The following is a 24466-nucleotide window of genomic DNA, read 5'->3' as shown; positions in this document are numbered from 1 at the left end:
TCAGCCCCGGGCAGTGCACTGAGCACGGGGCTGACCTGAGGGGCAACCTCGTCTCAGCCTGGACTGGGATATGGGGCCCAACGCCTGCCATGCCACGTCTTGGGCAGAGGGAGAGGGGCCAGAGTGCCCGCTGCCAGCGGGCTCTCTGGGTTGAGGATGGCTTTTGATGATCAGCCCTTGCGATTGGCGAGCTGGCGCAACAGCTGGGCACTCTGGTGCAGGCTCTGCTGCTGGGCTTCGCTCAGGGGGCACTGCTTGATCACGTACTCGGCCGTGGCGACCACCGTCTTCCAGCGTGGCGCCTTGGGCAGGGTATCCAGACTCAGATACTTGTCCAGGGTGCGGGTCTGGGGGCTGGATCTGTCCATGTAGACTCGCCACAGCTTGCTCTTCTCCGCCAAGACTATCTTGCCCTTGCCGGTGCTGTGTTGCCAGGCATCGAGGGAGAGGCGCATGGTGTCGACCAGGGCGTGGCGCAGGGGATCATCATCTTGCTGGCGGATCAGATTGTCGGCGAGGGAGCGGAACTCGCCACCGAGTCGGCTCAACTCCCCAAGCAGGTGTTCATCTTCGATGATGGCCTGACGTGACAGGCTCTTGAGGGCATTCTCCAGGGCCGCGACTCTGTGCTCATCCGGCGCGCTCTGGCTGCAGATGAGGGCATAGGCATGGCAATCATTGAGCTGGATAGGCAGGGCGCGCACCAGGGTGAGTTCACTCTGACCGGCCACGCAGAACTGCAGACTCTGTTCACCAAGATTCGTCATATCCGGCCACTGGCTGTGCAGGGGCTGGCTCAGCCACTCATCGAGGGATTGGCCCTCCATGGCCTCGGGCTCCTGGCCGAGACGGGTGGCCAGGGCGCGGCTGGCAAAGAGCACTCTGCCCTGCTGGTCGATGAACACCATGGCATCCCCCCCCTCGCTGATGAGGGCGAGCAGGCGCTGCTGATCCTGACGCAGGCTCTCCTGCAGGTTCAACCTGTGTTCGATCTCCTGTTTGAGCAGCCGGTTTTCTACCAGGGTGGCCCGCCCTTGTCTGGCCTCGAGCAGTGCGCGTACCCGGGCGAACAGCTCCTCCTTGCAGAACGGCTTGACCAGATAGTCGTTGGCCCCCGCATTGAAGCCCTCTTCGATATCCTTGGGCTGATTGAGGGCGGTGAGCAGCAGCACCGGCAATTGATCCTTGGGACTCTTCTCGCGCAGACGGCGACAGACATCGAATCCGGACAGGGTGGGCATCATCACATCGAGCAGCACCAGATCCACCGGCTCGGTGGCGAGCTTGGCCAGGGCATCATGGCCATCGCTGCTCGGCAATATCCGATAGCCGCAAGGTTGCAGCAGGTGGCGCAAGATGTGCAAGTTGATGGGCTCGTCATCCACCACCAGCAGCAAGGGCGCATCCGGCGGAGGGGGGGGCAGGTCTTCACTCTCCCATTCGGGCAGGTTCAGAGGGACATGGCGCACCAGTGGATGCTCTTTGGGACGCAACTCGCTCGGGCCGGGCAGGGCATCGTGATGGGAGAGCGGCAGGCTGAAGCAGAAGGTGGAGCCGACGCTCGGTTCGCTCTGCACCGTGAGTCGCCCTCCCATCAACTCGATCAACTGGCGGGTGATGGAGAGGCCTAGCCCCGCACCCTGCTTGCCCGCTTCATGGCTCATCTGCACCAGGGGTTCAAAGATGTGCTCCAGATTCTCTTGGGCGATACCGATGCCGGTATCCGTGACCTTGATCCAGAGGAAGTGCTCATCCTGGCTGGCGCTCAGCACGACTTTTCCCTGAGGGGTGTATTTGATGGCGTTGCCGACCAGATTGTAGAGCACCTGTTCGAGCCGTTGCTCGTCCGCCAGTACGGCGGGCAGCGCCTGTGGCGTGATATCGACCAGGGTCAGCGGTTTGGCCTGTACCAGATGCTGGCAGAGATCCAGCACCAGGCGCACCACCCCCTTGGGGTTGACGGACTGGGAGTGGATCTCCAGCTGGCCATAGCGCATCTGGTGGTAATCGAGCAGATCGTCCACCAGCCGCGCCAGGCCATCGGCGCTCTTGATGATGAGACCCAGCTGCTGCTGTTGACCCTCGGTCAATTGCTGTTGACCGGCCAGCATGGCTTCCGCCATCCCCTTGATGCCATGGATGGGAGTGCGCAGCTCGTGGGAGGTGTTGGCGAGCAGTTCATCTTTGAGTTTGTCGGCCTGCTGCAGGCTGAGGTTCTGCTTGTGGGTCAGCTTGACCTGCTGTTGCAGCTCCTGAGTCTGGCGTTCGATCAAATCTATCTTGTCCCTCACCGAGCGCTGCATATGACGAAACGCCTGGGCGAGGCGGTCTATGTCATCTTCGGTGCGGGGGATGGCGATGGGGTGATCCAGGGCGCCATCTGCCACCTGTTCGGCGGCAGCCGTGAGGGAGCGCAGCGGTGCCGTGATGGAGTTGGACAGCCAGCGGGAGAAGAGAATGAGCAGCACCAGGGAGCCAACCCCGAGCAGCACGGAGAGCGTCTCCAGTTTGCGGATGGGATCATAGGCCTCCCGGGTCGATATCTCGGCGATAAAGGCCCACTCGGTATCGTACACCTTCACCTGGGTGTAGGCGGCCAGTACCTCATCCCGTTGATAGGACTCGAAAAGTCCGACGCCCTGCTCACCGGAGAGCGCCTTGAGGATAAGGGGGGTCTCCAGGGGGCGAAAATCGGGGGAGAAGCTCTTCTCGACGCTGAACTCCGGTGCCAGCCAGGCATTGGCCCGCATCCGTTTGTCCGGGCCTATGAGGATGGTCTCGCCGGTTTCCCCCAGCCCTTCACGCTCCCCCATGATCTCGTTGAGCTTGTCCGGGCGCAGTTCGAAGACGACCACACCGCGCACATAGTCGTACTGCATCACGGGGGCGGCCAGGTAAGCGACTACTTCGCCGGTCAGCTCATTGCGGCCAAAGTCGGTGAATTCGAAGATCTTCTGTGGTGATTCACCGCTGTCGAGCCGGCGTTTGATACGGGCGAAGGTGTCGCCAAGGCCGCTCGACTGATAGGGGCCTGAGAGTAAATTGGTGGCGAAGTTGGCACGCTTGGTGACCGAATAGACGACATCACCATTGATGTCGATGAGGAAGATATCGCTGTAGTTTGACTTGCGCACCATGTCGGCATAGCCACGGTGAAAACGCTGATGGACCCGGCCATACATCTCGTCCGCCAGGATCAGCGCACTGATGGAGGGTTCAATATCACTGTTTTGGGGATCGGGTTTACGCAGTTGATCCCAGGAGCCGGTGATGTAGCGATTATGGGCCCGCAGGCGCGCCTCCTGGGGGGTGGTGCCCAGCTTCTCGAAGGCACCGGTGAAGCCATAGAAGCGACCGATACTGTTACCGGCAAAATCCTGCTGGGAGAAGCCCATCACCTGAGCCTTGAGGTTGGCGAAATAGTCTTCCAGCTGGTTTTTCTTGATGTTACGCACCGACACCAGATGGTTCGAAGTCTGGGCGGTGAGGTCCTTGCCGTGGGTGTGGAGGAAGAAGAGGGCGACGACCAGAAAGGGCACCATGCCCAGCATGAAAAACGCGAGCATCAGTTGTGTTTTGAGTCCGCGCGCCTTGAAGATCCATTTCATCGTATCAAGTTCTATTGAGAATCCAATTAGTAACCTTGCCAGTCTCGGGCCAAAGGCGTTGTATTTCAATGGCTTTATCCTAAATTCGTCTGTGGGGTCACAGCGGGACGCGCTTTTTTTACCCAAAGCGAATAAAGCCTGAGCAAACGGTCGTGCCGCGGGGCTCGAGGCACAAAAAAGGGTTGTGCTGCCTGCGGGGGTACGTATAATGCGCCTCGTTGTCAGGCAAGACCGGGCAGCATGAGTTCAGGCGGGAATAGCTCAGTTGGTAGAGCACGACCTTGCCAAGGTCGGGGTCGCGAGTTCGAGTCTCGTTTCCCGCTCCAATTTATCTCATCGACACCAAGGATGAGATGTCAGTTACAGTATTGAAGTCTTGACCCTGTGGCGCGTTAGCAAAGCGGTTATGCAGCGGATTGCAAATCCGTTTAGTCCGGTTCGACTCCGGAACGTGCCTCCATTATCTCCTTCATTTCCCTCGTTCTAGCCCTGTTCCAATGCCATGTCACACCGATGTGACAGCCACTGCGTATCCAGATATTTCCTCAATTCGATCATATCCTGCCGTTGCATGGGCGAACCTTGCGTGCTGATTTCATCCAGCTCGGCCATGCGTTGCTTGAGCAGACCACACTGCCACAGGCTGGCGGTAGGTACCCCCTTGTCAGCAAAGGCTATCCTGTCATTGACATTGCTGCGCCACTCCTGCCATTCGTTGTGGGCGAGCAGGCCGCACAGGCCGATGAGCACCATGTTCGCTATCTTCATCCGTCATCCCCCTGTCGTATCTGCTCTAACTCTGGTCAAGGGTGGCTGCTTGGGCAAACATTGTTATTGTTTAGTTAATAAACGTAATTAAGTTTCATCTCTGTCATTGAATGCAGGATTTGGCGGCCATATGGGTAAGAATGGTGTAGTAATTCAACAATTCATGGCGTAAACTTTGCTGAGTGGTCTTACCAGTGAGGCGTTCAATCATGTTTCATCCCTTCTCCCTGACTCGCATCATCCTGCGTCGCACCCTGGTGCTCCTGGTCGGCGTGCTGGCGTTTCCCATCATGCTGTTTCGCCGCGATCGGGCGCGTTTCTACAGCTATCTGCACCGAGTCTGGAGCAAAACCAGTACCAAGCCGGTCTGGTTGAAAATGAGTGAACGGGGCGACCGCATCTTCTACTGATGGGATAACCCCTCGGCAAAAAAATAAAAAAAGGCAGCAGCGGCTGCCTTTTTTTATTTTTATTTTTTCATTTAAAACATGGCGTTACGTTTTATTTAATGCAGGCTGCCCTGCCTGTTTGACATTTTTTCTGACATTGCCTGAAAGATTAGTGGGCGGGGGCCGGTTCTATTCACTGAATCCGCGCCGCGGTTCATTCAACCCCGACGACCTCTATTCAGAAGGAATATGAACATGAAGAAATCGATCGCACTTGCCTCTGCCATGACCGGTCTGCTGGCCCTGGGCAGCCAGTTTATCGCCGCGCCCGCCATGGCCGCCGACGAGAAAGAGAAGTGTTTCGGCGTGGTCAAGGCTGGCCAGAATGATTGCGCGACCAAGACCAGCTCTTGCGCCGGTACCGCCAAGGCTGATGCGGCGGGTGATGCCTTCGTGGTCATGCCAAAAGGGCTGTGCGAAAAACTGGCTGGTGGCAGCCTGCAGCCGAAGTAAGCACTCATGGGGCGACGCGCGCTTGACGAGTCGCCCCTTCCTCCTGGTATGCAAGGGAGACAGGGTTGATGCACTCCTCCATCGGTATTGGCCTGCGCGCCCCGCACTACCAAGTCATGCTGGCAGAACGCCCCGATGTTGGCTGGCTGGAAGTGCACAGCGAGAACTATTTTGAGCCCCACAGCCGGGCCTTTCATGTGCTCAGTCAGCTGGCCGAGGATTACCCCATCAGCCTGCACGGCGTGGGTATGTCCCTGGGCTCCAGCGATACCCTCGATGGGGCCCACCTTGCCCAGTTGCGCGCCCTGCTCACGGCAATCAAGCCTGCGCGCATCTCTGAGCATCTGAGCTGGGGCAGTGTCGACGGCCGTCATTTCAATGATTTGCTGCCCATGCCCTACACCCAGCAGGCCTTGGTCCAGATGAGCGACAAGATAAAGGCGGTGCAGGATCAGTTGGGTCGCGAGCTATTGATCGAAAACCCCTCTTCTTACCTGCAATTTGAAGCAGGCATGCCGGAGTGGGAATTTCTGGCGCAGTTGCAGCAGCGCAGTGGCTGCGGCCTCTTGCTCGATCTCAACAACCTCTATGTCAGCGCCTTCAATCATGGTTTCCCTTGCACCGAGTACCTGGCAGCCATCGATCTCGATACCGTCAAAGAGATCCACCTGGCCGGCTTTACCGACAAATCCCTCGAGCAGGGCCACCTCTATATAGATACCCACAGTTGCCCGGTGGTGGAACCCGTCTGGGCGCTCTATCGCGATATCTGTGTCAGGCGGACTATTCCGACCCTGATTGAGTGGGATCTCGAGATCCCGGTGCTCGCTGTGCTGATTGCCGAGGCGGACAAGGCCAGCGAGATTGCCGAGCTTGCCATGGCTCGGCGCCAGGAGAGACACCATGTCTGAGCGGGTGACTGAGCAACCAGACCCGGGATCCGTCAGGGCGCTGCAACGGGAGTTTGCCGCCAGCCTGCTCGGCGAGCCAAATGAGGTCGCAGCACATATCCAGCCGGGACGCTTTCCTCCCGAGGCCTTGCTGCAGGTCTATCGAAACAACTTCATCCTCAGTCTCACCGAGGTGCTCTCCATCAGCTATGCCGCGAGCCAGGCCATGGTTGGGGAGGATTTTTTCAATGCCGCCGCCCGGGGGTTCATTCTGGCCAACCCGCCAGGAGAGGGCTGTGTGACCGGCTATGGCACAGGGTTCGCCGACTGGCTCGAGAAGTTGCCGACCACGGCGCATCTGCCCTGGTTGGCCGAGTTGGCCCGCTTCGAATGGCAGTTGGAGCGAGCGAGCCTGTTGCCATTCGAGCATCGCCGATGGCCAGCGGAGGCGCTGGCTGCGCTGGCGCCGGATGAGTGGGACAGGGTACGTTTGCTGGTTGCCGACAATCTTCTTTTGCTGTCGGTGAGCGCCGACGTGGTCGGCCTGTGGCGGATGGCGTTGACGGGGGGCGAGGCTCCCCTCGAGCCGTTGCAACAGTGCTGGCTGGCGCTGCAAAAACAGCCGGATTTCAGTGTCATCCCTGTGGCCATAGACGGCGCGCAGTATCAATTGTTGCAGGCCTGCCGCCAGGGGATCCCCCTGACCGAGCTCGATGAAGCGCTCAACCCTGGCGCACTTTTGCCGCAACTGGTGGCGCAGGGGCTGCTGGTGGCATTTTCACTCGACGCCGCACCGGGCGTTGACGATCAATAAGTAAACAGAAAGGAATTATCTGATGGAACATCTTATCGCCCGTGGTCAGCAACTGGCCGATCGTTGGCAGGGAGCCCTGTCGGGCTGGGTATTGCTGCTGGCGCGGCTCTGGGTTGCCCAGGCTTTCTTTCGCGCGGGCTGGCTCAAGCTCAATGCCTGGGATTCGACCCTCTATCTGTTCGAGTTCGAGTACCAGGTGCCCCTGCTGCCCTGGCAGTGGGCCGCCTACCTGGGCACGGCCACCGAGCTGCTCATTCCTGTGCTGCTGCTGCTTGGTCTGCTGACGCGTCCCGCGGCCTTGCTGTTGTTTGGCTTCAATATCATCGCCGTCATCTCTTATCCGACCCTGTGGCCGAGCGGCTTCTTCGATCACCAGCTCTGGGGCTGGATGCTGCTGACCCTGGTGGTATGGGGCGCGGGGCCGGTCTCGCTGGATCGCTGGCTGATCACCAGACTGAGATAAGGCCATCGCCAGTCGGTTGAGGGAGCGCGAGAGCCAGTTGCCGCATTGAGTTGTCAGATGGAGATACCTTGATGCACCATGGTGCCGGTCATTGACCGGCATTTTTTATGGGCCAGGGGAGCAGGGATGAAGATAGCCATACTGGACGACTATCAGGGGGCCACGCGCGAGCTGGCCTGTTTTGCCAAGCTGGCAGACCATGAGGTGACGCTGTTTCGGACTCCTGCCCAGAGCGAGGCCGAGCAGGTCGCGCGGCTGCGCCCGTTCGATGCCCTGGTATTGATCCGTGAGCGCAGCCAAGTCGATGACAGCCTGCTCGCACAGCTGCCCCGGCTGCGGATCATCAGCCAGACCGGCAAAGTCAGTCAGCACCTGAGTCTTGCCGCCTGCAGCCGCCATGGGGTGCTGGTGGTGGAGGGGAGTGGCTCCCCTGTCGCGCCAAGCGAGCTGTGCTGGGCCCTGATCCTGGCGGCGAGCCGCCAGCTGCCCGCCTATTGGCAGGGGTTGCAGCAGGGACAGTGGCAAGATAGCGGCAGCCTGGGGCTGGGGCGCTCCCTGGAGGGGCTGACACTGGGTATCTGGGGGTTTGGCAAGATAGGGCGCAGGGTCGCGGCCTTCGGTCAGGCCTTTGGTATGACGGTGCTGGTGTGGGGCAGTGAGGCATCCCGCGCGGCAGCCTGCAGTGCAGGTTATCGGGCGGCGTCGAGCCAAGCTGCGCTGTTTCGCCATAGTGATGTGCTGAGCCTGCACCTGCGACTGTGCGAGGCCACCCGCCATTGTGTCACTGCTGCAAGTCTGGCATTGATGAAGCCCGATGCCCTGCTGGTCAATGTCAGCCGGGCCGAGCTGGTGGTGCCCGGCGCTCTGCTGGCGGCGCTCCAGGCCGGGCGACCCGGCTTTGCCGCCCTCGATGTGTTCGAGTGCGAGCCCCCGAGCCAGGAGCCCTTGCTCGCCATGGCCAATGTGATAGGCACGCCCCACCTCGGTTATGTCACCCGCGACAGCTACGAGCTCTATCTGGGTCAGGCTTTTGACAACCTGATCGCCTTTGCCGCGGGCTCCCCCGTCAACATGGCGAACCCCGATTGTGGCTGGGAGACCAGGCAATGAATATCCGTCAGGCCACCCTGGCCGACATCCCTGAACTGGTCACGCTGCGCATGGCGCTCTTTGCCGAGCTGGGGGAGGCGTTGGGGGATCAGGGGGAGGCGCTGCATCAGGCCAGTGTCGACTATTTCAGCCGTGCCATGGCCGAAGGCAGGCTCATCTCCTGGGTTGCCGAGGAAGGAGAGGCGGGGGGCGGGCTCTTGGCGGTGGGCAGCCTGGCCCTGTTCGAGCGGCCGCCGTACCCCGGCAACCTGCCTGGCCGGGAGGCTTATCTGCTCAACATGTATACCCGCCCCTCATGGCGAAGGCGCGGACTGGCTCGCCAACTGCTGGCTGCCATGACTCGCTACGCCGACCTGGCCAAGTTTGGCAAGCTGTGGCTCCATGCCAGCGAGGCTGGCCGTCCTCTCTATGAACAGGCCGGCTTCGTGGGACATTCAGACTACCTGGAGCGGCAGCCGGATTGACTGCTGCGGGCGGGCAAGATCGGGCGAGGTGGAATCGATTGACCCTTGGTTATAAGGGGGGCGAGTTGGCGGTGCGTGCCCGGCACCATCTTGGTGAAGAGGCTGCCCTCAAGCAGAGGATGGCGAGAGATGCCACCTCCATTGTTGATTCATTGCGCGATCGCACCGTTAAACTGAACCCTGCCTGTACTGCCTCCCCCTTGCCGATTGTGACCCTCTCCCCCCTTGTTTAGGCTGGCCGCCTTTCGATGATTCAAGACGGCGGACATGACGGATATGGCACAACAGATAAGCAAGAAGGTGGCGTTGTCGCTGCTGCTGGCGATGGGCACCCTGGGGCTGGGTGGCTGCATGGGGCAGATGGGGCTCTCCTCCATGGTGACGAAAGGCAACCTCAAGGTGGTGGATAACCGTTACGGCCGCGCCGGCGTCTTCGTGCTGCTTTCACCCGTCTATGGCCTGGCCGCGACCGCGGATCTCTTCATCTTCAATACCGTGGAGTTCTGGTCAGGGACCAACCCCATCACCGGGAAGTCTCCTGCGCTGGTCGATCATAAGGTCGACACGGCCATCAAGGTGAATCAGCACCTGGACAGCTCCCTCAAGACAGTACCCCTGGCCAGCCTGCCCGCCGATGTGCGCAGCATGGACATTAGCTACCCGGATGCAGATAACGCCCTGATGGAGCTGCACTATAAGGATGGCAGCCGCAGCACAATGCGAGGTCAGCGCCGGGGCGATGTGGTCGATCTCTACTATCAGGGTCGCCTGGTCTCAACCCTGACCCAGGCGCAGCTGGCGACCATGAGTCGCACCGGACGCGTGGCCGCCTGAGCCACGCTGCCTCTGGGGGGATCCCGCTCCCATCCTGATGACAAAGCCCCGCTTCTGCGGGGCTTTGTCATTTTCGCGCCGCGGGGGTGGCGTATGGCTGCAGCACCAGTCCCAGCAAGCGTCCCAGGTGGCTGAGCTGCTCGGTGAGCTGCAAGTTGAGCCAGAGGTAGCCGCTGATGGTGGCCTCGTCATCGGCCCCCGGGCGCACCTCGGCCTGTACCTGGGCGGCCGCCGCTTGCAATCGGGCGATGGCCTGCTCGGCGGCGCTGCTGTCGCCGCTCTTGAGCATGAGGGCGAGCTGGGTGAACACCTCCTCGGCAGCTTGCTGACAGGTGCGCAAGGCGGGGTTGCTCTGCATCAGGAAGTGGCTCTGCCGATCCCGCCAGTAGGTGTTGGCCAGCATCTCCAGGATGCAGAGCGTGTTGCGCATCGTGGTCTGGATGGCTTCGAACAGGGAGCTGTTGAGGCGGGTCTCCTTGACGGCGGGGGCCAGCAAGGGGCGTAGGCTGACCACTTTGGAGAGCAGGCGGGAGTGGCTCTGGGCCAGCCTGGGGCGCTCCAGAATATTGGGGGAGAGGTGGGTGTGATAGAGGCGGTGCGCCTGCAGCAGGGTGTCGTGCAGCTGCAACCGCCAGTGGCTGTAGGCGCGCTGGGGGTAGATGCTGCAAAACAGCAGCGCCAGCAAAGAGCCGAGGATCACATCGCCGCTGCGCCACAGCGCCGTCTCTATGTCCCCCGGCATGGCGCCCATGGTCACGCCTAAGGTGATGCCGATGAGCAGCCCTACGTAGGGGCGCTTGCCAAGCGCCAGATAGCCGCACAGGAACATGATGGCGCTGCACCATACCAGCATCAGCGGCAGGGAGTAGAGCTCCAGATAGAGGGCCACCACCCCGCAGGCGGCGCCGAAGATGGTGCCGACCACCCGTTGCAGGGCCCGCGACAAGACATTGCCCCAGAACGAGATGGGGCCCATCACCACCACCAGGGTGATGAGGGGCCAGGTGCTCTCCGGCAGCTTGAGCTCCCGGGTCAGCAGGAAGGTGAGGGTGAAGGCCAGGGAGATGCGCAGGCCGTGGACCAGACGGTAGCGACCATAGATCAGCAGATCGAAGCGGGAGAGCGGCGTGTTCAGGCGCAAGGGAGTCGTCTCATGTCAGGTTGATCTTCTCGTGTTGCCGTGCCGGCTGACGCTCGCCATCAGGGCAAGAGGCGGATCCGGACCCGCTCACCGGGGATGATGGCCGATCGGGCGGGGTTTTCGATCACGCAGTTGGCCGAGGGCAGGGCTGAGGGCATGAAAGCACTTGCCGGGCGCACCTGCAAGCAGCCGTTGGCATCCTGGCTGAGGTGGCCGGGCAGGCAAGCCTCCCCCGCCGGATTGGGCATGGCCTCCAGGGCCAGGGCGAGCAAGCGCAGCGGCGGCAAAGTGAGCTGGCTGCTTGCATCCCGCCGAGGCAGCCGGGCGCAGAGGAAGTCGGCGATGGCGTCCAGGGCCTCGAAACGAAACTGGGGCAGGGGCGTTGCCTCGGACTCATCGCTGATGAGCGCCACTATGTCCGGGTCGCCAGGGAACAGCAGTGGCCGACCGAGGGCGCGGCGATGGAGCTCTATCTTGGGAAAATGGTGATGTTTGAACCCCTCGACCAGCAGCAGATCGAGCTGCTCCCAGTCGAAACGGGCCAGCAGCGCCTCCAGTGAGGGCTCTTGCTCCGGGGTCTCGCAGATCAGGGCGTGGCGCAGGGAGGAGGCCGCCATCACCTGGCGGGCACCAGCCTGGCGCAGGCGATGGCTGTCCTTGCCAGGCTTGTCCATGTCGAAGTGGTGGTGGGTATGCTTGAGCACCCCGAGCCGCAGCCCGCGCTGGGTCAGCAGCGGAATGAGCCGCTCCAGCAGGGTGGTCTTGCCGGTGCCGCTCCAGGCGACGAAGCCGAGCAGGGGCCGTTGCGCAGGGATCATGGGCGTGCGTCCCCTGCCAGCGATCCGCTTGCACCCAGCAGGCGCGCCTCGTAGGCGGCCAGCTCGGTCTGATCATTGAGGTTGATAAAGGCATCGGGCTGATCGACGAAGGAGACCACCGCCATCCGGTGGCGGGCAAACCAGCAGGCTATCTTGCGCTCCCCCTCAGCCAGTGCCTGGCGCAGGGAGGGGAGCAGGGACTTGTGCAGCAGGGCGACCACGGGTTGCAGATGAGATCCATCATGGGCCACCACCAGCTCGATGTCCGGCGTCAGCGCGGCGCGAAAGCGGCTCATCAGATCCATCGGCAGGCCGGGGCCGTCGCAGGGCACGAACAGCACCCAGTCGTGGCGGGCGGCGGCAAGACCAGCCTGCATGCCCGCCAGGGGACCCAGGAAATTGCCGTTGCCATCATCGATGACCGGGGCCAGCGCCCGATAGCGCTCCTCGCTGCGGTTGGCGTTGATCAGCACCTCGTCCACCTGGGGGCGCAGACGTTCGAGCACGTGGACTATCAGGGGCTTGCCCGCCAGGGGCACCCAGCCTTTGTCCTCGCCGCCCATGCGGGTGGCGCGGCCACCGGCCAGGATCACGGCAGAAACGGGAAAGTGGGCACGAGGGGTTGCGGAGTCTGGCGTCATGTCGCTCTGTCAGGTTCGGTGGAAGGATGCTGGCCGCGGGCTCGTTGCGGGCACCGTCGCCGTTTTCGGTTCGGCTCCGGCCGATCTTGCGCCAAGGGGGCCGGCAGGGCAATGGCATTTATATCCGGCTGCCGGGCTTTCTGGGGTGATCCAGATCAATCCACTCCACCTTGAGCCCTTCGCCGGGGCGTGATGCTGCCAGCCGAACCGGGATACTGGCTGATGGACGCCATGGGGGAAGGCGAGCTAGTTCGCCTCATGCTCGGCCAGGATGTGTTCGATGCGACTGTCCGGCACCAGCCATATCAGGGCGGCCAGCACATAGATGAGCTGGGACAGCCACTGGGCCCAGAAGGCGGCGACGATGGCGCTGAAATAGAGCAGGGGGGAAACCTTGCCCTTCCAGTCGCTGCCGAGTGCCCGCTTGAGCAGCGAGTGCGGGCCCTGGGAGCGGATGATCAGCGTCTGCAACATGAAATAGGCGATGGCCGCCATCAAGAGTACCAGGCCGTAGAGGGCGGTCGGCAGGCTGGCGAAGTGGTTTTCCCCCATCCAGCCGGTGGCAAAGGGGATCAGGGAGAGCCAGAACAGCAGGTGCAGGTTGGCCCAGAGAATGGGGCCTGTGATATGGCGGCAGGTGTGCAGCATGTGATGATGATTGTTCCAGTAGATCCCCAAGTAGATGAAGCTGAGCACATAGCTCAGAAACACCGGCAGCAGCGGGATGAGCGCCGACCAGCTGGCGTCGTGGGGCACCTTGAGCTCCAGCACCATGATGGTGATCAAGATGGCGATGACGCCATCGCTAAAGGCTTCCAGTCGCGTGCTTCCCATGATGAGCTTCCTTGAGTCCGAAGTGCGGTTGATATGTGTGCCCGAGTCGCGAAGCCACGGCACCAGCGGCGGCTGCTCCATGACAATGGCAGATCTAGCTTAGTCGAGGGTGGGGCAGGGGCCGGGAGGACACCGCTGGGGTGAGCGACTTTATGCCCGGCCTCACAAAATCGGTGAAGTAAAAGTTATATGATTGATTTCACTATGTGTCTCGCTTCTTCGCCGCAATGGCAACTTCATGTAAATCAAAGAGAATGACTATGGCTACTGGACAATATCTGCTCTGGAAAGATGCAGAAGGCAATGCCTTTCGCCCCGTGTCCCTCACCGGCACCGACTTGCTCAACAACCGCTACCTCAACAAGAGCACGGCCTTCACCGAACAGGAGCGCGCCGACTTTGACCTGGACGGTCTGCTGCCACCCCAGGTACAGACCTTCGAGGCCCAGCTGGAACGGGTCTATCAGGGTTTTCAAAGCGCCTGCAGCGACATTGAGAAATATCAATATCTTCGCGCGCTGCAAGACAGAAACGAGACCCTGTTCTACGCCCTGATCTCCCTGCATGTGGAGGAGATGACCCCCATCATCTATACCCCGACCGTGGGCAAGGCGTGTCAGGAGTTCAGCCACCGTTTCCAGAAGGCGCGCGGCCTCTATATCACCCCGCAAAATGTCGAGGACATGGGATCCCAGGCACGGCACTTCGATGGTAAAGGGATTCGCATCATAGTGGTCACCGACAGCCAGGGTATTCTCGGCATCGGCGATCAGGGGGTGGGCGGCATGGGCATCCCCATCGGCAAGCTCTCCCTCTATACCCTGGGGGCGGGGATTCATCCGGCCTGCTGCCTGCCCATCGCGCTCGATGTGGGCACCGACAATCAGGCGCTGCTGGATGATCCCATGTATCTCGGCCAGCCCCATCGTCGTATTCGCGGCAAGGAGTATGACGACTTCATCGACAAGTTCGTGGCCGGGGTCAAGCGTCACTTCCCCAATGCCGTGCTGCAGTGGGAGGACTTCAGCAAGTCCAATGCCTTCAACAATCTGGCGTGCTACCAGCAGGCACTGCCCTCCTTCAATGATGACATCCAAGGGACAGGCGCCGTGGTGCTGGCGGGCATCATTGGGGCGGTCAAGTTCAAGGGCGAGACCCTGGGCCAGCAGAACTATCTGGTCTATGGCGCCGGCGCCGGCGGGGTCGGGGTGGCGGATCAGATCTGTGCGGGCATGATCCGCGAGGGGCTGGATCCGCAGGCGGCGCGGGATCGCATCTATATCCTCGATACCCAGGGGCTGGTGTGTGACAACCGCGAGGGGCTCGACGAGTACAAGCGCCGCTACGCCAAACCGGGTCTGCTGCTGGCGCAATGGGATGTGCAGGGCAAGGCCGGGCTGACCGAGGTGCTGCGTCATGTTCCCATCACCGTGCTGCTGGGCACCAGCGGGGCTGGCGGGGCCTTCCAGGAGCAGCACATCAAGCTGATGCTCGAGCACTGCGAACACCCCATGGTGTTCCCGCTCTCCAACCCGACCGCCAACTGCGAGGCACTGCCGGAAGACATCTACCGCTGGAGTCAGGGCAAGGCCATCGTCGCCACCGGCAGCCCGTTCGCCGATGTCGAGCATCAGGGGGAGCGTTATCGCATCGGTCAGGGCAATAACGTCTTTATCTTCCCCGGGGTGGGGCTGGCCGCCATCGTCAGCCAGGTGAAAGAGATTGGCGCCGACATCTTCACCACGGCGGCCTTCGCCCTGGCCGAGTGCGTGAGCGAGGCCGATCTGGCCCGTGGCACGGTTTTCCCGCCGATCCGTGACCTGCGCGCCATCTCGGTGCGGGTTGCTACCGCGGTGCTCAAAGACATCGTTCGCCGAGATCCGACCCATCCCCTGATAGGCCAGGATCTGGAACAACATATCCTCAGCCACATGTGGGAGCCGACCTACCTGCCTTATCGCAAGGTATAAGAGGCTACTCCATCAAGACAGGCGGCCCTCGGGTCGCCTGTCTCGTTTCAAGTTCGCAAAATAGACAAATAAAAAATTATCCCATAGGCAAACGATTGGAATTTGCCATAAAGGTGCGTAAAATCGCGTCCTCGATGCTTGTAGCAACGAATCCCGCCTAAAAGGTTAGTTTCTCGCCCTCCCCAAGCAGTAAAAGGTAAAAATTGATGCTTTTTTGTGTCAAGCCTGCCTTGAAAATATGTAGTGATGATTGAAAAGTGTGAAATATCACCCTCAGTCATCAAAATCGTAAGGACGCTCATGTTTTCCTTAGTCAAGCAAAGTGTCGCCGGGCTGCAGATCCTGTTTGTCGCCTTCGGTGCCATGGTGCTGGTGCCCCTGCTCACCGGACTGAACCCCTCCATGGCCCTGCTCGGCGCCGGTGTGGGTACCCTGCTGTTCCAGCTCTGCACCCGCCGCCAGGTGCCGATCTTCCTCGGCTCCAGCTTCGCCTTCATCGCCCCCATCATCTACGCCACCCAGACCTGGGGACTGCCGTCCACCATGTTTGGCCTGTTTGCGGCCGGCTTCATGTACTTCATCCTGGCGGCGCTGATCCGCGTGCGGGGCATGGGCTTCGTGCACAAGCTGCTGCCGCCTGTGGTGATTGGCCCGGTGATCATGGTGATTGGTCTCTCCGTCGCCCAGGTCGCCTGCAACATGGCCATGGGCCGTGCCGGTAGCGATCAGGTCGTAGAGCCGACCACCGCACTCACCCTGGCGGGGATCTCCCTGGCGGTGACCCTGATTGCGGCCGTGTTCTGCAAGGGCTGGATCAAGCTCATTCCCATCCTCTCCGGTGTCATCGCCGGTTATGTGGCTGCCATCATGATGGGGCAGGTGAGCTTTGAGGGGATGGCAAACGCCCCCTGGCTGGCGCTGCCTCACTTCGAGACCCCGGAGATCAACTGGGCCGCCGCCCTGTTCATGCTGCCGGTGGCCATCGCCCCCTGCATCGAACACATCGGCGGCGTGCTCGCCATCGGTGGTGTGACCGGCCAGGATTACACCAAGAACCCGGGTCTGCACCGCACCCTGGCCGGTGACGGCATCGGCGTCTGCTTCGCCGGTTTCATCGGTGGCCCCCCCGTCACCACCTATGCGGAAGTGACCGGCGCCGTGATGATCACCCGCAACTTCAATCCGGTCACCATGACCTGGGCTGCGGTATTTGCCGTCATCCTGGCCTTCTTCGGCAAGTTCAACGCCCTGCTCACCTCCATCCCCATGCCGGTGATGGGCGGTATCATGCTGCTGCTGTTCGGATCCATTGCCGCCATCGGCCTCAAGACCCTGGTGGAGTCCAAGGTGGATCTGGGCCTGGCCCGCAACATCGCCATCGTCGCCGTGACCCTGACCGTTGGCGTCGGCGCCCTGGAGCTGAAGATCGGTGACTTCGCCCTGGCCGGTGTGGGTCTGGCCTCGGTAGCCGCCATCCTGCTCAACCTGATCCTGCCTGCGCACTCGCAAGAGGGCGCGATGGAGTCGGCCAAGGATTAAGCCCCCCTTCGTCGCCATATAGCCAAAAAGAGGCCACCCCAGGGTGGCCTCTTCTTATTGGGTCGCCAGCCATGGTGGGACGGCTGCGGGTCATGCTCCGCAGGCCTGGCCTGAGAGCGGCTACAATCAGGGTCGCAGTGAGTTGCAACGGGCTAACAAGGAGAACGTGATGAAGATGGTATGGATTTTGGCTCTGTTCGGATTGGTATGGGGCGGTGTGAGTCAGGCGGGCCCGGTCAGTTATAGCGTCGATGGCCAAGCGTTTGAGGGCTTTTACCTTGGCAGCAACAAGCAGGCCCCTCTGGTGCTGCTGGTGCATGATTGGGACGGTCTGACCGACTACGAGGTCAAACGCGCCGAGATGCTGGCGGCGCTCGGTTATAGCGTGTTTGCCGTCGACTTGTTTGGTGCCGGTGTGCGCCCGACCGAGATGGAGGAGAGAAAGCGGCTCACCGGCGCGCTCTATCAGGACAGACCCAGGATGCGCACACTGCTGATGGCAGCGTTGACCGAAGCGGGCCGATTGGGTGGGCGCCTCGACAATGTGGTGGCACTGGGTTACTGCTTCGGCGGCGCGGCCGTGTTGGAGCTGGCCCGCAGCGGTGCCGATCTCAAGGGGGTGGTGAGCGTTCATGGCGGCCTGGCCACGCCCCCCGGCCAGGACTACAAGCAGACCAAGGCGAGCCTGCTCATCCAGCATGGCAGCGCGGATCAGGCTGTTTCATTGACAGAGTTCGCCACGCTGATAGGTGAGCTGGAAGCTGCGGGGGTGACCCATGAGGCGACCAGCTATAGCGGTGCCCCCCATGCCTTCAGCGTCTTTGGCGGCGCCAATTATCGCGCCGACGCCGATGGCAAATCCTGGCAGCGTTTCACCGCATTTCTCGGCGAGGTGAGCAAGGGGTAGGCAAGGGCATCGGTGCCTTATTCCATCGATGCCTTGTCTGTGCACGCCCCCAGCGCGCGTTGCTGGGGGGATCCGCAGAGAACCTGTGGCTGTTGGGGAGATGGACTTCACAAGGTACTGATATCTGGTTGGGGTTTTCGGGAGACGGGAGCGTGATCGAAGGGATCAGAGTCCTGTCTCTGACTGGACTCTGGAGTGGGAGCTGGAGCTTCATCTGAAGGCAGCTTCCGCACGTGAAACATCAAGGAGAAATGAGATGCGTCTATGGATTCATATTGTGGCCGTTCTGCTGCTTGTTGGTTGTGCCGCCAAGGGAGACACCCCGGCCGAGCAGCGTAGCAACATTCAACAGATGCGCCAGCAGACCCTCGCCACCCTGTATGGTCAGGATGCGGGCATCCGACAGGAGGTGGCAAAATCCAAGGGTTATGCCGTCTTTACCAATGTGAACAACAACCTGCTGGTGCTCAGTGCGGGCAGCGGTTATGGCATGCTCCATGACAACCGCACCGGCCGTGACACCTACATGAGGATGGCGACGGCCGGGATGGGGATCGGCATGGGGATCAAGAAATTCCAGGCATTGATCATCTTCAACGATGTCACCGCCCTGGACAGATTCATCACCACAGGATTCGATGCCAGTGCCCAGGCTGATCTGGCCGCCAAGTCGGCCGACGATGGCAAGGTGGTGGTCAGCGAAGCGGCCAACGCCGATTTCCAGAAGGTGAAGATGTACCAGCTCACCGAGCAGGGGGTCGCGGTGCAGGCCACCATGCAGGGTTACAAATATTGGCCGGATGATGATCTCAACGGCAAGTAGTCGCCGGGTTGGCTGATCTTTCCCGCTGGCGGCGCTCGATCTGAGCGCCGCCTCTCTTTGTGGCGACTGAGGCAGCGTGAGCCTCGGGCGCTCAGGCGGGGCGTCCGTCGAGCTTCAATATCCTCACCCACATGGCCCCCTTGCCCACCGGCTGGCGGGAGACGAGGCTCAATTGCCCCGTCGCGGGTGCGATGCGGTGCAGGGCCACATCCTGGGAATCCTGCCCGGTCACAATCAGCGCGTGCCCGCTGTGGTCGATGGCAAAGCCACGGGGGCACGGTTCGGTCGGGAAGTGGGTGAGGGGGGTCAGGGCGCCGCTCTCCTGGTCAATACCGAACAGGCTGAGCAGGCTGCTGGCCCGCTCGCTGGTATAGAGGAAACGCCCATCCGGGGTCAGGTGGATGTCGGCCCCCCAGCGCTCTCCCTGATAACCCTCGGGCAGCATGTCCAGACTCTCCCGCGCGCTGATATGCCCATCCGCCTCCCGGTGGTAGCGATTGAGGGTGCCATCGAGCTCATTGAGGCAATAGATATCACCGTTGTCGGGGTGGCGCGCCAGATGGCGCGGACCGGCGCCGGGGGCGGTGTGAATGTCACCAAGGGGGTGGGGGGCCAGCAGGTCATCGTCCCCCAGGGTGAAGCGGCGAATGACGTCCTCCTTGAGGCAGGCGACCAGCAGCTCCTGATGACCCTGCTCATCGGCCAGCAGGGTCACCGAGTGGGCGGCCATCAGTGCATCGATGCGCTGGTGGGGCGCCAGCACCCGACCCGCCGCATCCATGGGGGAGACGCTGACGTGGTTGAAGGCGTAGGAGGCGGCGAAGAACAGTCTGCCCCGTGCGTCGGTGCAGGTGTGGGAGGCGCTGCCCGCGAGGGGAGCCGAGCTCGGTTCGCCGAGTCGACCATCAGCCTGGATGGGATAGCTCTGCACCATGAAGTCGGGTCGCACCCCCGCATGGAGCCAGCGCTGGTCCGGGCTGATGACCAGTGGTTGCACTTCCCCCCCGGTCTGCACCTGTTGCAGCGGCACCAGCTCATCCTCCATCAGCGCAAAGACATGGATCAACCCGCTGACCGGATTGGCGACATAAACGACTTGTTGCATGGGGTTCTCCTTGTGCGCTGACGCCCATCATGGGGTCATTTTTCCAGACTAAGCGGCGGGTGATGCAAGTTGCCTCAGGCAATTTTTTCAGACTAGGCAGATAGTTGCATAGATTTACCCATGACAGAGCAGCCCCGTCTGTTGTGACTGTGCAGGCTATTTTTCCAGACTATTTTTCCAGACTAAGCAGATAGTTGCGCAGGTTCACGCCGCGGTTGGCCAGTCCAAGCTTGATGCGCACGCTGTTGCGATGATTCTCCACCGTCTTGCGCGCCACATTGAGGGCGCTGGCGATCTCCTGGCTGGACATGCCGCTGCGAATAAACTCGGCCACCTGCATCTCAGAGGGAGTCAGCACTTCCAGCAGGCGCTGATTTCCCTCCTCCTGCAGGCCGTGCAGGCTCTTCTCCATGCTGGCGCGAATAAGCTCCAGGCACATCTTGAGGGCTGGATCCTGGATCTGGGTCAGCTTCTGCTCCACCTCGGGCAGGTGGCGGGCGATCAGCTGCTGATGCTGCTCGCCGGGGGCCGCCCCCTGATTGCCGCTGAGGGCCGCCAGGGAGTGACCGAGTTCGTTGATGAGCCGGTGATCCTGCTCTATGCCGGAGGCGTCCTGGTTATCGCTTGGCTTGATCTGCAGGCACCAGCTGCGGGTGCCGTCCGGCCCGTGGTGAGCGAACAGTTCGAAGGCAAGGTTGAGGATCTCGAACCGCAGAGTGGGCAGGTTGCCCCGGATCCGCTGGCGCATGGCCTTCAGATAGTCGGGGCCGACCAGGAACACCAGATCGTCGAGCCGGTTGAGGGTCAAGGTGTCAACCGGATAGCTGGAGGCGACCACCTGCTCCTGCTCATCGAAGCTGATGAAATAGATGTCATTGCGTGCCAGCAGCTGATGGCAGAGCCCCTGCTCGTCTATGGCGGTCAGCTTGTTACTCATGTTCCTTCCAGTTCTGCATCTCGTGATCGGGCCCCGTATGTCACCTTTATCCACCCCTGCTCCGCGCTCTGCTCATCTATGGAATACCTAGGCGATCAGGTTTTTTCCTGTCATTAATTAACAAAAATTAAACGTATTGTGAGCTGAATCGCAAAAAAATCGCGCTCTTTAGTGAGGTGTATCTCATTACAGGCTACAAAACACCTAGATAATACCTATCAACCACTCAATGGATATAGGGAGAATACCATGTTGGCAAAACGCTCACACTTTTTACTGGCAGGATTGACCGCCGCCATGCTGCTCGGCAACGGGGCCCACGCCGCCGAGGCGACCACGACCCTGGGGCCCAATGGCGAACAACCGACCCCTTATACCCAGGTAACACTCACCACGGCTCAGCAAGACAGGGTCAAGGCCCAGAACTACACGGCCGCCATCCTGATGCACACCACCTCGGACTGGTCGAGTGCCCTCATCAAGGGTGCCAAGGACAAGTTCCAGGATCTGAACGTCAAGGTGGTGGCGGTGACCGATGCCGAATTCAATGCCAACAAACAGAAGACGGACGTGGAAACCGTGATGGCCATGTCCCCCGACATCATTCTCACCCTGGTGGTCGATCCCGTCTCCGGTGCCGCCGCCTTCCGTCCTGCGGTGCAGCAGGGCAGCAAACTGGTGCTGATCAGCAACCTGCCGAGCGGTTTCGAGTACGGCAAGGACTATGCCGGCATCGTCACCGATGACCTGTTCGAGATGGGCGGTTTGGCCGCCGACATGCTGGCCAAGACGGTGGGTGAGCAGGGCAAGATAGGTTTCATCTACCACGAGGCGAATTACTACGTCACCAATCAGCGGGATCAGGCGGTGCTGACCAACCTGGCCAAGCACCACCCCGGCATCCAGATCCTCGCCAAGCAGGGCATTGCCAACGCCAATGATGGCGAGGTCGTTGCCTCTGCTCTCATTACCCAGCACCCGGATATCCAGGCCATCTATGCCCCCTGGGATTCCATCGCAGAGGGGGTGGTGGCCGCCACCCGCGCCGCCGGGCGCAGTGACATCAAGGTGATCACCATGGACTTGGGCGCCGCCAATGCCCTGGACATGGCCAAGGGCCGCAACGTGGCCGGCATAGTGACGGATTTACCTTATGACCTCGGCCAGACTCTGGCCACCATGGGGGCCCTCGCCAAGCTGGGGGAGCAGACTCCCCCCTTCGTCACCGTCTCCGCCGATGCGGTAACCCGTGACAACCTGGCCGAGGCCTGGCAGCAGGCCCTGCGGCGGGATCCGCCGGCCGCCGTGACCAAGGCACTCAGTCAATAAGCCCATAGCCCGTCGCCCAAGGGCGGCTGGCTGCCTCATCCCATGGAAGGAGTCATCACATGGAGCTGTACGCCATAGAGGCGAGTGGTATCAAGAAGGGGTTTGACGGCATACCTGTACTCAAGGATGTGTCGTTCAGCCTCAAGCGTGGCGAAGTACATGCCATCGTCGGCCAGAACGGGGCGGGCAAATCCACCCTGGTCAAGCTGCTCAACGGCTTTCATGGCCGGGATGGTGGCGAGGTGCGGCTGTTTGGCAAACCTTGCCGCTTCACGACTCCCAAGGAGGCCCAGGCCGAAGGGATCGCCATGGTCTACCAGGACTTGAGCCTGGTGCCGACCCTGTCGGTGGCCGACAACATCTTCCTGGCGGGGGGGGCAGAGAGTGGCGCCATCATCTCCAATCGGGACAGGGTGCGCCGTGCCGCACCCCTGCTGGCCATGCTGGGTGTCGATCTGGACCCGAACTGCGAGGTGGGACGCCTGAGTGTCGGCCAGCAGCAGTTCGTCGAGATAGCCAAGGCCCTGGCCCAGAATGCCCGGATCCTGGTGCTCGATGAGCCGACTGCCTCACTGTCCAACAACGAGATCAACGAGTTGTTCAAGGTGATCGCCACCCTCAAGGGGCAGGGGATGTCCATCATCTACATCACCCACTACTTGAGCGACATCATGCGGGTCTGCGATGCAGTGACCGTGCTGCGTGATGGCCATACGGTGCTCGCCACCAACACCAGCAACACCAGTGTCGAGGCGCTGGTCGAGGCCATGCTCGGCAGCAAGGGCGACACCAGCCTGAGTTGGCCGCGCCCGGCATCGGCGCCGGATGCCGTGGCGCTGCTCGAGCTGGACGGGGTATCAAATTCACAACTGCACGACATCTCCCTCAAGGTGATGCCGGGCCAGGTGGTGGGACTGGCGGGGCTGCTGGGCAGCGGGCGCACCGAGATCCTCGAGGCCATCTATGGTCTGACCCCCATTCAGGGCGGCGAGATCCGCATCAATGGCGAGCCGGTGCGAGTCCGTTCCCCCAAGCAGGCCATCGCGCTTGGCATCAACATGGTGCCGGAGGAGCGGCGCAGTCAGGGATTGGTACTCGATTTTTCCGTGGCCGACAACATGCTGATGGCCGCCTATGACCGGCTCTCCCAGGGATTGAGCCTGGACAAACCCAAGGGTGACGCCATGGTACGTGCCCAGATCAAGAGCCTGGGAGTCAAGACCAGCGGCCCCGAGCAGTCGGTGCGTTTTCTCTCCGGCGGCAATCAGCAGAAGGTGGTGATCGGCAAATGCCTCTCCACCGAGGCCAAGGTGCTGCTGCTCGACGATCCCACCTTCGGCATCGATATCCATGCCAAGTACGAGATCATGAAGATAGTGGACAGCTATGTCGCCGCCGGTAATGGCGCCATCTTCGTGTCGAGCGAGTATGCCGAGGTCGCCAGCTTCTGTGACCTCATTTATGTGGTAAACAAAGGACGCATCGTCGCCTGCCTGGAAGGTCGGCGCATGAATGAAGAGACGCTGCTGGCGGCGGTTCAATGACAAACGAGGAGTCAAGGATGAAAGATTTAACCCTGCCGGCGGCCCCCAAGGGCAGCCGTATCAACTGGCGTGACTACATCATCTACATGGTGTTCGTCGGCATCTTCGTGTTCTTTTCGGTGGTGCTCCATGACAAGGGCTTCTTGAGCTCCGTCAACCTGATGAACATCGCGCGCCAGACAGCCACCATCGCCATCATGGCGGTGGGCATGACCTTCGTGCTGAGCGCCGCCGAGATAGATCTCTCCTTCGGTGCCACGGTCGCCCTCAGCGCCATCGTCTCGGCCCTGACCTTGCAAGAGACGGACAGCATCTTGCTGGCGGTCTCGGCGGCGCTGCTGGTGGGCACCATGATAGGGGCCATCAACGGCCTGTTCGTGACCCAGGTCGGTATCCCCTCCTTCCTGGTGACCCTGGGGACCACCGGCATCATCACCGGCATCGCCCGCTGGTCCACCTCCTTGCAGTCGATCCCCATCGACAACGACCTCTATGTGTTCATCTTCGGCTCGGGGGACATAGGGCCCATCTCGGTGCTCTTCATCTGGACCATTCTGGTGACGGTGATCGGGGCCTTCGTGCTGCGCAACACCCGCTTTGGCAAACAGGTGCTGGCCACGGGCGGCAACAAGATCTCCGCCATGTATTCGGGCATCAACATCAACCGCATCAAGCTCTACGTGCTGATGCTCAACGGCTTTCTCGCCGCCCTGGCCGGCATCCTCTACTCGGGACGGCTGCAGAGTGCCCGTTACACCCTGGGGGAGAGCGATCTCATGCTGGTGATCGCCGCCGTCATCATAGGTGGCACCAACCTGTTTGGTGGCAAGGGCATGGTGGTGGGCTCCGTCATCGGCGCCCTCATCATGGGCATGGTCAACAACGGCCTGATCCTGATGGGGCTGAACGTGGATCAGCAGCTGATCCTGCGCGGCATCATCGTCATCGTCGCCGTCACCTTCACCATGGGCCAGCTCAAACAGCTGCGTAAGAAGTAAGTTAACTCTTTGAGACTTAAGGACGAG

The 24466-nt window shown here is 61.3% G+C and carries 22 protein-coding genes, 2 tRNA genes and 1 pseudogene; 17 read left to right on the top strand and 8 right to left on the bottom strand.

Annotated elements, in window-relative coordinates; translation table 11 throughout:
* Positions 1–170 precede the first annotated feature (170 nt).
* Positions 171–3608, bottom strand: coding sequence for an ATP-binding protein (locus tag M2367_RS08375; RefSeq protein WP_042041501.1), 3438 nt, complete (start codon positions 3606–3608; stop codon positions 171–173).
* 250 nt (positions 3609–3858) lie between these two features.
* Here M2367_RS08375 and M2367_RS08370 point away from each other — a divergent pair.
* Positions 3859–3934: transfer RNA gene (locus M2367_RS08370), tRNA-Gly, on the top strand.
* A 60-nt stretch (positions 3935–3994) separates the two neighbouring features.
* A tRNA-Cys gene (locus tag M2367_RS08365) sits at positions 3995–4068 on the top strand.
* 23 nt (positions 4069–4091) lie between these two features.
* Here the strand turns inward: M2367_RS08365 and M2367_RS08360 are convergent.
* Positions 4092–4376, bottom strand: coding sequence for a hypothetical protein (locus M2367_RS08360; RefSeq protein WP_224432428.1), 285 nt, complete (start codon positions 4374–4376; stop codon positions 4092–4094).
* Between the two features lie 209 nt (positions 4377–4585).
* Between M2367_RS08360 and M2367_RS08355 the strand changes: the two genes are divergently transcribed.
* The 8 genes from M2367_RS08355 to M2367_RS08320 all read left to right on the top strand — a co-directional run bounded on the left by M2367_RS08355 (position 4586) and on the right by M2367_RS08320 (position 9853).
* Complete coding sequence (locus tag M2367_RS08355) at positions 4586–4786, top strand: YbfA family protein (protein ID WP_042041503.1); 201 nt, start codon at positions 4586–4588, stop codon at positions 4784–4786.
* 228 nt (positions 4787–5014) lie between these two features.
* A complete protein-coding gene (locus M2367_RS08350) occupies positions 5015–5278 on the top strand; it encodes a DUF2282 domain-containing protein (RefSeq protein WP_157013955.1) in 264 nt (87 codons plus the stop codon).
* A gap of 68 nt (positions 5279–5346) precedes the next feature.
* Positions 5347–6189 carry a DUF692 domain-containing protein gene (locus M2367_RS08345; RefSeq protein WP_259236411.1) on the top strand — a complete coding sequence of 281 codons (843 nt, stop codon included), beginning with the start codon at positions 5347–5349 and terminating at the stop codon, positions 6187–6189.
* Entirely contained in the window at positions 6182–6982 is an 801-nt protein-coding gene (locus M2367_RS08340) for a DNA-binding domain-containing protein (protein WP_259236410.1), read from the top strand. Before M2367_RS08345 ends, M2367_RS08340 begins: the two co-directional genes overlap by 8 nt.
* A 22-nt stretch (positions 6983–7004) precedes the next feature.
* Positions 7005–7445 carry a DoxX family protein gene (locus M2367_RS08335; RefSeq protein WP_224432431.1) on the top strand — a complete coding sequence of 147 codons (441 nt, stop codon included), beginning with the start codon at positions 7005–7007 and terminating at the stop codon, positions 7443–7445.
* Positions 7446–7571: 126 nt separating this feature from the next.
* Positions 7572–8555 carry a D-2-hydroxyacid dehydrogenase family protein gene (locus M2367_RS08330; protein ID WP_259236409.1) on the top strand — a complete coding sequence of 328 codons (984 nt, stop codon included), beginning with the start codon at positions 7572–7574 and terminating at the stop codon, positions 8553–8555.
* Positions 8552–9019, top strand: a complete 468-nt coding sequence (locus M2367_RS08325) for a GNAT family N-acetyltransferase (RefSeq protein ID WP_259236408.1) — start codon at positions 8552–8554, stop codon at positions 9017–9019. Before M2367_RS08330 ends, M2367_RS08325 begins: the two co-directional genes overlap by 4 nt.
* Before the next feature lie 276 nt (positions 9020–9295).
* Entirely contained in the window at positions 9296–9853 is a 558-nt protein-coding gene (locus M2367_RS08320; protein WP_224432962.1) for a DUF3332 domain-containing protein, read from the top strand.
* Positions 9854–9920: 67 nt separating this feature from the next.
* Here M2367_RS08320 and M2367_RS08315 read toward each other — a convergent pair whose 3' ends face one another.
* From M2367_RS08315 to M2367_RS08300, 4 genes and pseudogenes are all read right to left on the bottom strand, one after another.
* Positions 9921–10994: an FUSC family protein gene (locus tag M2367_RS08315; protein ID WP_259236407.1), complete on the bottom strand. Its 1074-nt coding sequence runs from the start codon at positions 10992–10994 to the stop codon at positions 9921–9923.
* A 293-nt stretch (positions 10995–11287) separates the two neighbouring features.
* A pseudogene (mobB, locus tag M2367_RS20400) lies at positions 11288–11812 on the bottom strand (molybdopterin-guanine dinucleotide biosynthesis protein B); the annotation flags it as partial.
* Positions 11809–12453, bottom strand: a complete 645-nt coding sequence (gene mobA, locus M2367_RS08305) for a molybdenum cofactor guanylyltransferase MobA (protein WP_259236405.1) — start codon at positions 12451–12453, stop codon at positions 11809–11811. The gene mobA and the pseudogene mobB, both read right to left, overlap by 4 nt.
* A 246-nt stretch (positions 12454–12699) precedes the next feature.
* Positions 12700–13287, bottom strand: a complete 588-nt coding sequence (locus tag M2367_RS08300) for a TMEM175 family protein (protein ID WP_042041516.1) — start codon at positions 13285–13287, stop codon at positions 12700–12702.
* A gap of 260 nt (positions 13288–13547) precedes the next feature.
* On the opposite strand from M2367_RS08300, the gene M2367_RS08295 reads away from it, so the two are divergent.
* The 4 genes from M2367_RS08295 to M2367_RS08280 all read left to right on the top strand — a co-directional run bounded on the left by M2367_RS08295 (position 13548) and on the right by M2367_RS08280 (position 18526).
* Positions 13548–15257 (top strand): NAD-dependent malic enzyme, encoded by a 1710-nt coding sequence (locus M2367_RS08295; protein ID WP_042041517.1) that lies wholly within the window; start codon positions 13548–13550, stop codon positions 15255–15257.
* A 300-nt stretch (positions 15258–15557) separates the two neighbouring features.
* Positions 15558–16796, top strand: a complete 1239-nt coding sequence (locus M2367_RS08290; RefSeq protein WP_259236404.1) for a uracil-xanthine permease family protein — start codon at positions 15558–15560, stop codon at positions 16794–16796.
* 169 nt (positions 16797–16965) lie between these two features.
* Positions 16966–17703, top strand: a complete 738-nt coding sequence (locus M2367_RS08285) for a dienelactone hydrolase family protein (RefSeq protein WP_259236403.1) — start codon at positions 16966–16968, stop codon at positions 17701–17703.
* 256 nt (positions 17704–17959) lie between these two features.
* Positions 17960–18526, top strand: coding sequence for a hypothetical protein (locus tag M2367_RS08280; RefSeq protein WP_259236402.1), 567 nt, complete (start codon positions 17960–17962; stop codon positions 18524–18526).
* Between the two features lie 91 nt (positions 18527–18617).
* On the opposite strand, the gene M2367_RS08275 is transcribed toward M2367_RS08280, so the two are convergent.
* The gene (locus M2367_RS08275) at positions 18618–19631 is read right to left on the bottom strand and encodes a beta-propeller fold lactonase family protein (protein ID WP_259236401.1); all 1014 of its coding nucleotides are present in this window, start codon (positions 19629–19631) and stop codon (positions 18618–18620) included.
* A 169-nt stretch (positions 19632–19800) separates the two neighbouring features.
* Positions 19801–20568: a helix-turn-helix transcriptional regulator gene (locus tag M2367_RS08270; protein ID WP_042041524.1), complete on the bottom strand. Its 768-nt coding sequence runs from the start codon at positions 20566–20568 to the stop codon at positions 19801–19803.
* Positions 20569–20817: 249 nt separating this feature from the next.
* On the opposite strand from M2367_RS08270, the gene M2367_RS08265 reads away from it, so the two are divergent.
* The 3 genes from M2367_RS08265 to M2367_RS08255 are packed head-to-tail and all read left to right on the top strand — an operon-like array spanning position 20818 to position 24439.
* Entirely contained in the window at positions 20818–21897 is a 1080-nt protein-coding gene (locus M2367_RS08265) for a substrate-binding domain-containing protein (protein WP_224432441.1), read from the top strand.
* A 59-nt stretch (positions 21898–21956) separates the two neighbouring features.
* A complete protein-coding gene (locus M2367_RS08260; protein ID WP_042041526.1) occupies positions 21957–23441 on the top strand; it encodes a sugar ABC transporter ATP-binding protein in 1485 nt (494 codons plus the stop codon).
* 17 nt (positions 23442–23458) lie between these two features.
* Positions 23459–24439, top strand: a complete 981-nt coding sequence (locus M2367_RS08255; RefSeq protein WP_084218170.1) for an ABC transporter permease — start codon at positions 23459–23461, stop codon at positions 24437–24439.
* Positions 24440–24466 lie beyond the last annotated feature (27 nt).

Origin of the sequence: Aeromonas sp. BIGb0445 (genome assembly GCF_024809075.1) — a bacterium.
Taxonomy (GTDB): Bacteria; Pseudomonadota; Gammaproteobacteria; order Enterobacterales; family Aeromonadaceae; genus Aeromonas; species Aeromonas rivuli.
Note: the sequence above shows the minus strand (reverse complement) of the source record. Positions and strands in the feature narration are given on the sequence as shown.

Excerpts from the sequence above, each read along its gene's own strand:
- M2367_RS08345 (WP_259236411.1), top strand. The coding sequence starts at position 5,347 with ATGCACTCCTCCATCGGTATTGGCCTGCGCGCCCCGCACTACCAAGTC.
- M2367_RS08260 (WP_042041526.1), top strand. The coding sequence starts at position 21,957 with ATGGAGCTGTACGCCATAGAGGCGAGTGGTATCAAGAAGGGGTTTGAC.
- M2367_RS08340 (WP_259236410.1), top strand. The coding sequence starts at position 6,182 with ATGTCTGAGCGGGTGACTGAGCAACCAGACCCGGGATCCGTCAGGGCG.
- M2367_RS08355 (WP_042041503.1), top strand. The coding sequence starts at position 4,586 with ATGTTTCATCCCTTCTCCCTGACTCGCATCATCCTGCGTCGCACCCTG.
- mobA (WP_259236405.1), bottom strand. The coding sequence starts at position 12,453 with ATGACGCCAGACTCCGCAACCCCTCGTGCCCACTTTCCCGTTTCTGCC.
- M2367_RS08265 (WP_224432441.1), top strand. The coding sequence starts at position 20,818 with ATGTTGGCAAAACGCTCACACTTTTTACTGGCAGGATTGACCGCCGCC.
- M2367_RS08335 (WP_224432431.1), top strand. The coding sequence starts at position 7,005 with ATGGAACATCTTATCGCCCGTGGTCAGCAACTGGCCGATCGTTGGCAG.
- M2367_RS08300 (WP_042041516.1), bottom strand. The coding sequence starts at position 13,287 with ATGGGAAGCACGCGACTGGAAGCCTTTAGCGATGGCGTCATCGCCATC.
- M2367_RS08290 (WP_259236404.1), top strand. The coding sequence starts at position 15,558 with ATGTTTTCCTTAGTCAAGCAAAGTGTCGCCGGGCTGCAGATCCTGTTT.
- M2367_RS08375 (WP_042041501.1), bottom strand. The coding sequence starts at position 3,608 with ATGAAATGGATCTTCAAGGCGCGCGGACTCAAAACACAACTGATGCTC.
- M2367_RS08270 (WP_042041524.1), bottom strand. The coding sequence starts at position 20,568 with ATGAGTAACAAGCTGACCGCCATAGACGAGCAGGGGCTCTGCCATCAG.
- M2367_RS08350 (WP_157013955.1), top strand. The coding sequence starts at position 5,015 with ATGAACATGAAGAAATCGATCGCACTTGCCTCTGCCATGACCGGTCTG.
- M2367_RS08275 (WP_259236401.1), bottom strand. The coding sequence starts at position 19,631 with ATGCAACAAGTCGTTTATGTCGCCAATCCGGTCAGCGGGTTGATCCAT.
- M2367_RS08280 (WP_259236402.1), top strand. The coding sequence starts at position 17,960 with ATGCGTCTATGGATTCATATTGTGGCCGTTCTGCTGCTTGTTGGTTGT.
- M2367_RS08295 (WP_042041517.1), top strand. The coding sequence starts at position 13,548 with ATGGCTACTGGACAATATCTGCTCTGGAAAGATGCAGAAGGCAATGCC.
- M2367_RS08330 (WP_259236409.1), top strand. The coding sequence starts at position 7,572 with ATGAAGATAGCCATACTGGACGACTATCAGGGGGCCACGCGCGAGCTG.
- M2367_RS08325 (WP_259236408.1), top strand. The coding sequence starts at position 8,552 with ATGAATATCCGTCAGGCCACCCTGGCCGACATCCCTGAACTGGTCACG.
- M2367_RS08285 (WP_259236403.1), top strand. The coding sequence starts at position 16,966 with ATGAAGATGGTATGGATTTTGGCTCTGTTCGGATTGGTATGGGGCGGT.
- M2367_RS08320 (WP_224432962.1), top strand. The coding sequence starts at position 9,296 with ATGGCACAACAGATAAGCAAGAAGGTGGCGTTGTCGCTGCTGCTGGCG.
- M2367_RS08360 (WP_224432428.1), bottom strand. The coding sequence starts at position 4,376 with ATGAAGATAGCGAACATGGTGCTCATCGGCCTGTGCGGCCTGCTCGCC.
- M2367_RS08255 (WP_084218170.1), top strand. The coding sequence starts at position 23,459 with ATGAAAGATTTAACCCTGCCGGCGGCCCCCAAGGGCAGCCGTATCAAC.